Origin of the sequence: Bacillus sp. FJAT-29790, from assembly GCF_019039215.1 — a bacterium.
Taxonomy (GTDB): Bacteria; Bacillota; Bacilli; order Bacillales; family Cytobacillaceae; genus Cytobacillus.
Window position 1 is genome coordinate 33,367 of the sequence record NZ_JAHNZZ010000007.1, and the last position, 10,948, is coordinate 44,314.

Genomic DNA, 10,948 nt, shown 5'->3' on the forward strand with positions numbered 1-10,948 from the left:
GAAAAATCACATTATAAAAGCAACAAACTTTACAAAAACAGCCTTAAGAAAAGTGCAAGTATCAAACGTAAAAATAGGGCTGACCAATATTTTTTCGGGTCAGCCCCTTACTCCCTGCAAGGAACTCTTCTATTTAGCTTCTATATTTTAAGCCTTTGTTTCTCTTCCTTCTTCATTTTCAGGATGTCCGCCAGCCTGCTGTTCGCCGCTGTTAATTTCTTCTTCCTGTCTCGGAGGAAGGATAGATGCAATGACCTCTTCTTCTTCATGATTAATCTCATAGCTGCGGTTGGATTTAATATCTCCAATTGTTAACGTTTCGTTAACCTGAAGGCTAGTTACATCAATCTCAACAGATTGTGGGATATTATCCGGTGTAGCAGTAACGGAAACCTCGTGCAACGACTGCTGCATGACACCGCCATCCTTCACTCCTTGTGCATCCCCAGTAAGAACGATTCGTACATGAGCGGTAATATCTTGTGTCATATCGACTGCATGAAAATCAACATGAATGATCTCATTTTTCAGCGGATTTGCCTGATAGTCACTTAATACGACGTTGTGCTTCTTGCCGCCTAGATCTAAAGAAATGACGCCATTCCGGCCAACTTGACGGATAACCTTCGTGAAATCCTTTTCATTGAAATAAATCGATTGACTTTCAAGTTTTGCTCCATAGACCACAGCGGGAATATTCCCTTCTTGTCGAATCTGCGTTAAAGCCGAGCCACGGAATTCTTTTCTTTCCTTTGCTTGTAAAACTGTTGTCATAAGTAGGTCCCCTTTCTTTATTACATCAAACATAGACTCTCTATAAAAAATGCCCTAAATGTGGGGAGTCTAAACCTTCTAACAATATTAACTATAACATTTTTGAGAAAATAAAGACAGGCTCACGATTAAGCGAGCCTGTCTATAACAATAAATATTAAATGTTAAACATGATTAATCAAACAGCGTGCTGACAGATTGCTCCTCATGCACACGAATAATCGCTTCGCCCAATAGAGGTGCGACAGAGAGCTGTACAATTTTATCAGCTTTCTTTTCTTCCGGGAGAGCAATTGAATTCGTCACAACTAATTCCTTAATCTTAGAATTTTGGATTCTTTCGATTGCTGGCCCTGATAAAACAGGATGTGTACAGCATGCGTATACTTCAGATGCACCATGTTCAACAAGCGCATTTGCAGCAAGTGTAATGGTTCCGGCTGTATCGATGATGTCATCAATTAAAATGGCCACTTTTCCTTCAATATGCCCGACGATATTCATAATTTCCGCTACATTTGGTTTCGGACGACGTTTATCAATAATAGCAATCGGCGCTTTTAGACGCTCTGCCATCCTACGGGCACGCGTTACACCGCCATGATCAGGAGATACAATGACGATATCACCATTCATCGCTTTATTTTTAAAGTAATCAGAAAGGATTGGCACACCCATTAAGTGATCAATTGGCATGTCGAAGAATCCTTGAATTTGAGGAGCATGCAAGTCAAGTGTAATTGCGCGAGTTGCTCCAGCAGTCTCAAGCAAGTCTGCTGTTAACTTAGCTGTGATTGGCTCACGTGCTCTTGCCTTACGATCCTGACGTGCATATCCATAATACGGAATCACAATATTGATGGTCTTCGCAGAAGCACGTTTTAAAGCATCAATCATAATTAAAAGTTCCATTAAATGTTCATTAACAGGGGAGCTTGTAGACTGAATAACGAATACATCACATCCGCGAATACTTTCTTCGATATTGATTTGGATTTCTCCATCACTGAAACGGATGACAGAACTCTTTCCTAACTCGACACCAATCACATTTGCAATTTCAATGGCTAAGTCACGGTTTGAGTTGAGACTGAAAACCTTTAATTTTGGATCTTTATAATGTTTCGACATACTGTGCCTCCATCGCTTTATTTCTTCTTTTTATTTAAGTTATTTACGTAATTTTCCTTATTCACTTGACGCGCTCTTGCAATTGAGAGGGCTTCCCCTGGTACATCCTCTGTAATTGTTGAACCTGCAGCAATATAAGAGTCCTTGCCTATCGTAACAGGAGCCACAAGGTTGGAATTACAGCCAACAAAAACACCATCTTCTATTTTTGTCAGGAATTTATTTTTCCCGTCATAATTAACGGTGATCGTACCGCACCCGATATTGACATCGCGACCAACCTCTGCGTCTCCGATATAACTAAGATGAGAAGCTTTACTTCCCTTCCCAAAAACAGCCTTTTTCACTTCAACAAAATTGCCTATTTTTACATCATCGTGTATATCCGACTTTGGACGAATATGGGCAAACGGGCCGATATGAACATTCGAACCAATTTGGCTGTCATGAGCAGCAGATTGACGAATAATGGAGCGTTCCCCAATCATACAGTTCACTATTTCACTGTTCGGGCCGATGACACAATCTGATCCAATTACCGTATGACCGGAAAGCATCGTTCCCGGATGCAGAATCGTATCCATACCAATTGTAACATCTGCACCAATATAAGTATTCAGCGGATCGACGATCGTAACGCCATTTCGCATGTGGAATTCATTAATTCGCTTTTTCATATATCGTTCTGCATCAGAGAGGGCCACACGATCATTCACGCCGAGTGTCTCTTCAAATTCTGCTGTTTGATAAGCTGTGACAATTTCCCCTTCGTTTTTTAAAATCTCGATGACGTCGGGCAAATAGTATTCACCTTGTACATTATCATTTGTCACTCGTTTTAGTGCCTCGAACAAGGCTTTATTATCAAAACAATAAGTTCCGGTATTAATTTCGCAAATCATCCGTTCCTCATCTGTGGCGTCCTTATGCTCGACTATTTTTTCGACATGCCCATTTTCATTTCGTACGACACGGCCATATCCAGCAGGGTTTTCTGTCCACGCTGTCAGGATGGTTGCCTTCGCATTAGCTTCTTCATGGTGTTTAAAAAGTGCTTCCATTGTTTCATGTCTAATAAGCGGTGTATCGCCACATACAACAATCGTTAAACCATCTTTTCCATCAAGCATTTCCTTTGCCATTGTTACGGCATGAGCGGTTCCAAGCTGAGCCTCCTGTATGGCGTACTTGCTGCTTTCGCCAAGCTGGGCTTTTACTTTCTCTGCACCATGGCCAATGATCGTAACCATTTCATTTATATTAAGCTTTGAAACTTGATCAACCACATGTTGAACCATCGGCTTCCCGCACACAGGATGAAGGACTTTATAAAGTTTAGACTTCATTCTCGTCCCCTGGCCCGCGGCTAAAATAACCGCATAACGTTTAGACATTGACAGGCCTCATTTCAAAAAATATATAGTATTAATGCCAAACCTTGTAAGGAGGCTGTTTACCGAATCAACCTACATAATCAGACGGTGTAAGGAAAACAAGCGCCGCCCTCGCCCTTTTTATCTTATTACCTTTTTATCCATTAAAAATATATCTTAAATACACGTTTTTTTCAAGGAATGTTGGAAAAGTACATATTTTTGTTTAACCCGTAGATTAAATTGTTTTTTACTAGATAGTTTTAAAAGCGTAAATTCGAGGAAATGATTTGAGGACATAAGTTTACGAAAACAGCCTAATAAAAAGAGCCTTACTATGAAGTAGGCCCTTGCTGTGTATAATTTAGGAAGCTCCAGCTTCTTCAAATTCAACTTCTAATTCACCTAACCGGTGGTACTCTGTTAATACAGCCTCCTGAATTTTGCCACGAGTTCCTGAGTTAATCGGGTGAGCAATATCCCTAAACTCTCCATCGGGAGTGCGTTTACTAGGCATTGCAACGAATAGACCATTATTACCATCTATTACACGAATATCGTGAACAACAAATTCATGATCCAAAGTAATGGATGCGATAGCCCGCATACGGCCATCTGTATTAACGCGGCGTAATCTTACGTCAGTTACTTCCATCATGTTCACCACCTTTGCTAGAAGATACAAATCTACTTAAATGAATTCCACACTTTTTCCGTTTCTCCTTCTTTAAATGGAAAAAATTTTTAGAATCTTTTGGTCTAATGATTAAAGTTATGTCTTTCCTCTTATCTCCACAATCATTATTACTTGTTTTTCGAGATAATATACATCTGAATGATGTAAAAGGCCCAATAAAAAAACAAACCCGTAAATAAACGGATTTGTTTTTCAAATGGCTTTATTTCTAGATCAAGCGCGGTGAAATTCCCTATAAGAAAAGCTGCGATTTAATTTACGAGCGCAATTACTTCTATTTCCACCAAAACGTCTTTCGGCAGTCGGGCTACTTCTACACAGGAACGAGCTGGCTTATGGGTATGGAAGTATTCCCCATATACTTCATTGATTGCAGCGAATTCATCCATGTTTTTAATAAACACTGTCGCCTTAACAACGGTATTCAATGAGGCACCAGCTTCCTCAAGTAAAGCCTGAAGGTTTTTAAAAACTTGATGGGTTTGTGCTTTTACATCGCCTTCAAGCACAGTGCCTTCTGCGGTTAGCGGGATTTGTCCGGAACTGTAAAACATATTGTTCACTATGATTCCCTGTGAATATGGGCCAATTGCAGCTGGAGCCTGATTTGTTTGAATGATTTTCATGATAATTCCCCCAAATAGATATTATTTATTTTAAGACTCTTTTCGCATATATTGTTGTTTTTAGCCTTCAAAGTTTGCCCGTTGATTTCCGCTGCGGGCACTTGCCCTCCGCTCCAATCAACTCAGATTATTAAATAAAAATCACATTATAAAAACAACAAACTTTACGAAAACAGCCTATTTTTTAAAATAATTCCCTTCGCTCACTTTAATCTTTCTGTCTTTTACATCTACATCAGAGAGCCTGACAAGCGATAAATATTCATCAACAAGCCGCTCCTCAGCCTTCTCGGCTTCAACTAGAACTGCAATCCCTGCAACATGGGCTTTAAATTCTTCAAGCATGCTGACCATCCCATTGACTGTTCCGCCCGCTTTCATGAAGTCATCGACGATCAAAACGTTTGATCCCTCTTCAAGACTTCTCTTAGAAAGGAGCATCGTTTGAATTCTCTTCGTAGAGCCGGAAACGTAATTAATGCTTACTGTCGACCCCTCTGTCACTTTGCTATCTCTTCTGACAATGACAACCGGAACATTCAAGTAGTTTGCAACAGCATAAGCTAGAGGGATCCCTTTCGTGGCTACAGTCATTACTACATCAATCGGCGTATTCGCATAGGCGGAGGCGAATACGCGGCCGACGCGCTGAACAATGGAAGGATCGCCCAATATATCTGTCATATATAAATATCCGCCGGGCAATAGTCTTTCCGGATTGGCAATTAGCTCACATAGTTCTCCGATAAATGGCAATGCATCTGTATCTGGCACCCTGACATGATACCTTACCCCGCCAGCGGCGCCAGCCACTGTTTGTAATGTCCCAATTCCCCTCTGCTCAAAGGTTTCCTTAATAATCGCCAAATCCTCACTTATCGATGATTTGGCTGAGCCGTATCTTTCCGAAAAAAAGGTTAAGGAAACCAGTTGACGCGGATGTTCTAATAAATAATTTGTCATATCTATTAAACGTTCACTTCGCCGAAATTTCATCATAGGATCCCCCAAATCAAATTCGCCTTGGCGTATTTGCGCCCAGATTTTTTACCTTAGCTTGTTCGATAAATTCCTTTAAAAAATCTAAAGCATCCGCCGGAGGCTTAACTTTATTCAGCTGTGGGGCCCCCACTGTATTGAATACCTATTTGCATTCATCTCGCTTCTTATATCGTTTAGAGACTTCTGCTGAATAAAGTTAAAACCGAATATTTTACCGATAATATATCATTAATATCCGGGTTTAATCAAGTTTATGTCTTTCACCAAGTATTCTGACAGCAAATACTTGATCACAAAAACCTCTAAGACCGTTATAAATCCGCTGCATTCTTGAATCATGGCGCACAAGTCCAAAAACAGTTGGTCCGCTGCCGCTCATTAATACAGCATCGGCTCCAAATCGCTTCATTTGGTCTTTGATTTGGGCAACCTCAGGATGTAAAGGGAAGGTGACCTCTTCCAGAACATTTCCAACATGACCGCAAACCTTTTCATAATTACCATTTTCAATCGCGCATATCATTTTATTTATTTCCGGATGATTTACCCCAGTTAAATTGAGCTTACGATAAACGTCCGCCGTTGATACACCTATAAATGGCTTCGCCAAAATAACCCAACAGGTTGGCGGGGCCGGAAGTTCTGTAATTACTTCTCCTCTTCCCTTAGCTAGCGCTGTCCCACCATAAACGCAAAACGAGACATCTGAACCGATCTCTGATCCAATTTCGGCAAGTTCATCCATCGTTAATCCTAGTTCCCATAGTTTGTTTAAACCTCTAAGTGCCGCAGCTGCATCACTGCTGCCTCCTGCTAGGCCTGCTGCAACGGGAATAGTTTTCTCGATTGTAATTGCTACACCCTTTTTCACATGAAAGCGCTCTTTCAACAGCAGAGCAGCCTGATAAGCAAGATTACGCTGATCATCCGGGACAAAGCGATTATGGGAGATGATTTTGATTTTATCCTGTTCTAATAAAGTTAATTCGAGGCGATCTGCCAAATCAATGGTTGTCATAATCATTTCAACTTCATGATAGCCATCTTCGCGTTTATGTAATACATCTAATGATAAATTGATTTTAGCTGGCGCCTTTACTAAAAGCTTCAACATTTTCACCTACTTTTCAACATCTCCATTTTTTGTCCTATTTTACCACAAAACAATAAAACTAAGACCTCTTGATCTGACTTTCTTCAGGATATTTTTTTATTTCATGCTGTTTGCACATAGATTGTTGCTTTTGGTTAGATGAAGAGCCTTAAATAAAAGCAAAAAATGCCGGAGCTATAGCCCCGGCATGTCGCAGTGAATCCATTTTGTTATTAATCAATTTTGGCCAGTGCTGAATACATAATAAGCAGCAGTTGAAAAATTTGTAAGGGCTTAGCTGATTAACGGGCGATAAATCCCTCCGCAAATTATTACTTAGCGGTTATTCTGGAGATTACGCTGTGCGATTTCAACAGCTCGTTTAACCATGTTACCAGCATTACTAGCTGTAATACCGCCCCATCCCTCTTTTTGGACGACATTATAAAAGCCGAGCTCCTTTGCTAGTTCCTCTTTAAAGCCTTCTGACATAACGCCTCTTCTTCTGCCCATGATTAACATCTCCTTTTACACTGCGGTATTAATAGTATGAAACACGTTTTGACTATTCATGTGAACCTTATTTATCCTAAGGGAAAAGGGGCAGAGCGACGCTATACAAATTGTATTAGATAATTCTATTTGAAGATAGACAAGTTAAATTTAATAATACAGCGAAGCTTGGCTCTGCTCACACCGCCTTATTGTGTTGGTTTTGTTTAGAAATCTAAATAATCCCTCATAGTATGTGGCAACTCATATTACTTTTCTGCAAAAAAGCAAAACAAAAGGGCAGCGAACATTCATTCGCCACCCTTCTGCAAAAAAAATATTATATATTAACTTAAAGCAACTTGTCCTGATGTATCTTCATAGAATGTAATTTGAACCGTTTCTGTTAAAACATCTGCATAGCTGTATGATACACGTTCAAACGCATTTTCTTCCTGATCTAGTTCGATGACAAATACGGAAGGGTATGTTTCCGCTAAAACACCTGAACGCTCAATTGTCTTTCTGCGTCCGCCATTCGCCTTGAGTAAAAGTCTTTTCCCAAGGTTTGAATCAAGAGCCTTTTTGATATCCAATAATGTTTTTGCCATTCGGTCCACCTCACTATGTAAAGTATATCACACTGACATAACAGAGTCAAATAAAAATATAAATTATAACAGTCTTTAAAAAAGGTTGTCAATATATTTTCTTCCACAATTTCTTTTATTTTTCTACATTTTTAGGTTGTCCGTATATGTAATAGAATATGTATGCATTCTGCAATGTTCATTTTCCGCCTAACACCACTATTTATGGGGGGAATTCCGTTTATACAAAAAAGTAAACCGTTCTATACAACAAACGGTTTTACATCAGGAATCAATATGCTGTTCTCTGTTAAAAGGCATTCCTGTTCTTAACACTCCTTTTGTTTCGATTCCGCCCAACCCTTTTTCTCCAGTTAAAGTGTTTCTTAAAACATCCCAAACATTGATTCGCTCCATAAATGGGGTAAAGCTGACTTTAGATACAATATAAACAGGATCAAGTGCATGTATGTTTACTCTGTAAGGAGAACTAGCAAAATTGGCTCCAGCATGAATGATCGATTCAAAATGGGATTGGCATGCCCCAGCGAATATAACAAGCTGATCTAAATGGGGGATTCTTTTCCTTGCCTCTATAACAGTTTGCACAAAATGCTTGGAATGCCTATACGCATTAAGATCCGTTTTTTTCCCTTTTGCCTTTGAATACGCATCATGACCTGTACACACCAAAATATCAGGTCGATAATAATCGATAAGCTGGCCAATCTTAATTGGCATTTCCTTTTCATGGCAGTGGATGCCTGTGACAGGGACGCCTATTTTCTCGTATAAGGTTAGGCACTTTTTCAAATAAGCCGGATCGCCATCTAAATGAAGAACCTTCCCAGGCATCTGAAAATAGTTAAAAGGTTTGCTGTATCCATCTGTTACTTCATACTCTTGCTTCTGCTTTAAAAGATCGACATCTTGACGGAATAATTGATACGATTGTTCTTCCTTGGAACGAAACTCCTGAGCCATTTTATTTCTATCTGGCAGACTGATGACAATTAAATCTTCGATAGGTGCATCTGCAATGAGACGAATGTCCTCACCATATAAAACGGCTATCTTCTGATCATTTTGTTCCTTGATATCAATCACTCGAAACACAATATCACAATGGTATGAAGCCCTCCCGACAATATCCATGATGTTTATGCTCACTGCATTCACTCCATTTTAGCCCATACAAAACGGATATGGCATTCTGACGCCACCATTTCCTATGAAGGATTATTTATTTAGGTTTCTACGCCAAACCAACACAATAAAGCGAAGTGAGCGTAGCTTAGGCTGCTGAATTCAATCACTTCATTTGAACTTCAGCGAAGTTACTTCGTGCTGCCTTGCAACGAGCTGAAGAATACTTCTTCGAATACGCTTTGGCGCAGGAGCAAATTTCGGCCACAATCTGGTTCGAACAGAAGAAACTTCCAATTTAATATACTTGTTCAGTAATACGCTGCTCCGCCCTTTTCTAATCGAATAATGGTCCTCTCATAAATTATGCACTCATTTATAAATTGTGCATTTGCCTTTTAATGAGAAAAAAAAGACCCGCTTTGTGCAGGTCTTACGAAAAGGTAAGGTAAAGGCTGTCACTTAGACGGGCAAATTCTTCAATCGATAATGTTTCTCCTCTTCTTCCAGGCTCAATGCCGGCCACTTCTAGGGCCGAAAGAATTTCTTCCTTTTTTTGTTTTCCCTCAGGTAAATGGCTAGTCAAATTATTGAGCAATGTTTTCCGTCTTTGAGCAAAGCTTGCCTTTATTAACCGGAAAAAGAAACTCTCGTCTTGGACCGATACTGCAGGTTCTTTCCGCTTCGTCAGCCGAATCACAGCCGAATCCACATTTGGCTGCGGAACAAATACCGTTTTCGGTACAATCATGACCGTTTCAGCCTCTGTATAATACTGAATTGCAATCGATAAGGATCCGTAATCTTTCGTGCCTGGATGTGCTGATATCCGGTCAGCTACTTCTTTTTGCAGCATGCAGACAATGCCTCTGATCGGCAGTTTTTCCTCAAGGAGCTTCATAATAATTGGGGTTGTTACGTAATAAGGAAGATTGGCAACAACCATAATATCTTCCATGCCTTGTAATTCCCTTTCTACCACCCCATGCACATCTGCTTTTAAAACATCCCCATGAATAATCTTCGTGTTTGGATAAGGAGCAAGCGTTTCTTCTAAAATTGGCAGTAAACGCTGGTCAATTTCAAATGCGACCACTTTTTTACTTCTTTTAGCTAATTGCTCGGTTAATGCACCAATCCCCGGCCCGATTTCAATCGCAGCTGAATCCTCTGTTAATTCTGCATGATCGACGATTCTTCTGAGGATATTTGTATCAATTAAAAAATTTTGTCCTAAGCTTTTTTTAAAAGAAAACCCATACTTTTCAAGAATGGCACGGGTTCTCACTGGTGTTGCAATATCTTTTTGCATTTTAATTTTCCTCCTGAAGGATTACTTGAACGGCATTAGCAAAGGCTTCCCTGCTAATCTGAAACATCATGAGCCTTTTATGCAGCTGCTTTCCATTCGCAAATCCAATTTTCAGCAATTTTCCAAGCTTTTCTCTTCGCTCCCTTGCCCCATCCCCACCAATTAGACCCGCTGTAATTAAGTCCTCTTGAGTAATTTGCTCACTAAATACCTCATGCATCATATGAGCGTTTCTTAGAGCCATGCGAATGATTTCTGGGGAGGCATGTTCTACCCCTACGCCTTTACCGTGCTTATGAATGGCATATTCTTTTTCAATAAAAGCATGCTTGCACCCAGGAACTTGCTCTTTAATCGTATTGCGGATTTTCTGACCTGGAAAATCCGGATCTGTAAGTACAATGACCCCTCTTGTTTGTTGGGCAAGTTTTATTTTATCAATCGTCTCTTGATTAATAGCTGAGCCATTTGTTTCAATGGTATCCGCATTTAATGCCCTTTTTATCGCAGTCGTATCATCCTTGCCTTCAACCACAATGATTTCTTTAATTTTCATAGGTCCTCCTTAGTAAAGCGGAAATGCGATGTTAACCGCTGTCATAGCATTCCTTATGGAGCTAGACAATAAAAAAAGGCTGTTTTCTAAATACCCTTCAAAATTTGCCCGTTGATTTCCGCTGCGGGCACTTGCTTTCCGCGGGGAGGGACGGGA

12 protein-coding genes are annotated in these 10,948 nt (G+C 40.0%); all 12 read right to left on the reverse strand.

Translation table 11 applies throughout. The features are described 5' to 3' along the window. Positions 1 to 147 precede the first annotated feature (147 nt). Positions 148 to 774, reverse strand: coding sequence for a 50S ribosomal protein L25/general stress protein Ctc (locus BGM26_RS21065; protein WP_217042254.1), 627 nt, complete (start codon positions 772 to 774; stop codon positions 148 to 150). Positions 775 to 948: 174 nt separating this feature from the next. Then, complete coding sequence (locus BGM26_RS21070; RefSeq protein WP_217042255.1) at positions 949 to 1,905, reverse strand: ribose-phosphate diphosphokinase; 957 nt, start codon at positions 1,903 to 1,905, stop codon at positions 949 to 951. 17 nt (positions 1,906 to 1,922) lie between these two features. After that, on the reverse strand, positions 1,923 to 3,299 hold the full coding sequence (glmU, locus tag BGM26_RS21075) for a bifunctional UDP-N-acetylglucosamine diphosphorylase/glucosamine-1-phosphate N-acetyltransferase GlmU (RefSeq protein WP_217042256.1): 1,377 nt from the start codon (positions 3,297 to 3,299) through the stop codon (positions 1,923 to 1,925). Positions 3,300 to 3,642: 343 nt separating this feature from the next. Beyond that, positions 3,643 to 3,933 carry a septation regulator SpoVG gene (gene spoVG, locus BGM26_RS21080; protein WP_217042257.1) on the reverse strand — a complete coding sequence of 97 codons (291 nt, stop codon included), beginning with the start codon at positions 3,931 to 3,933 and terminating at the stop codon, positions 3,643 to 3,645. A 293-nt stretch (positions 3,934 to 4,226) separates the two neighbouring features. Then, complete coding sequence (locus BGM26_RS21085; RefSeq protein ID WP_217042258.1) at positions 4,227 to 4,601, reverse strand: RidA family protein; 375 nt, start codon at positions 4,599 to 4,601, stop codon at positions 4,227 to 4,229. A gap of 177 nt (positions 4,602 to 4,778) precedes the next feature. After that, the gene (gene purR / locus BGM26_RS21090; RefSeq protein ID WP_217042259.1) at positions 4,779 to 5,597 is read right to left on the reverse strand and encodes a pur operon repressor; all 819 of its coding nucleotides are present in this window, start codon (positions 5,595 to 5,597) and stop codon (positions 4,779 to 4,781) included. A gap of 247 nt (positions 5,598 to 5,844) precedes the next feature. Next, a complete protein-coding gene (gene ispE, locus BGM26_RS21095) occupies positions 5,845 to 6,714 on the reverse strand; it encodes a 4-(cytidine 5'-diphospho)-2-C-methyl-D-erythritol kinase (protein ID WP_217042279.1) in 870 nt (289 codons plus the stop codon). Positions 6,715 to 7,032: 318 nt separating this feature from the next. Next, on the reverse strand, positions 7,033 to 7,209 hold the full coding sequence (locus BGM26_RS21100; protein ID WP_217042260.1) for a small, acid-soluble spore protein, alpha/beta type: 177 nt from the start codon (positions 7,207 to 7,209) through the stop codon (positions 7,033 to 7,035). Between the two features lie 326 nt (positions 7,210 to 7,535). Further along, on the reverse strand, positions 7,536 to 7,799 hold the full coding sequence (gene veg, locus BGM26_RS21105; RefSeq protein ID WP_214728535.1) for a biofilm formation stimulator Veg: 264 nt from the start codon (positions 7,797 to 7,799) through the stop codon (positions 7,536 to 7,538). A 264-nt stretch (positions 7,800 to 8,063) separates the two neighbouring features. After that, positions 8,064 to 8,948 carry a sporulation peptidase YabG gene (gene yabG / locus BGM26_RS21110; RefSeq protein ID WP_217042261.1) on the reverse strand — a complete coding sequence of 295 codons (885 nt, stop codon included), beginning with the start codon at positions 8,946 to 8,948 and terminating at the stop codon, positions 8,064 to 8,066. Positions 8,949 to 9,357: 409 nt separating this feature from the next. Further along, positions 9,358 to 10,236 carry a 16S rRNA (adenine(1518)-N(6)/adenine(1519)-N(6))-dimethyltransferase RsmA gene (gene rsmA, locus BGM26_RS21115; RefSeq protein ID WP_217042262.1) on the reverse strand — a complete coding sequence of 293 codons (879 nt, stop codon included), beginning with the start codon at positions 10,234 to 10,236 and terminating at the stop codon, positions 9,358 to 9,360. Position 10,237: 1 nt separating this feature from the next. Next, positions 10,238 to 10,792, reverse strand: coding sequence for a ribonuclease M5 (gene rnmV / locus BGM26_RS21120; RefSeq protein WP_217042263.1), 555 nt, complete (start codon positions 10,790 to 10,792; stop codon positions 10,238 to 10,240). Between the last annotated feature and the right edge of the window lie 156 nt (positions 10,793 to 10,948).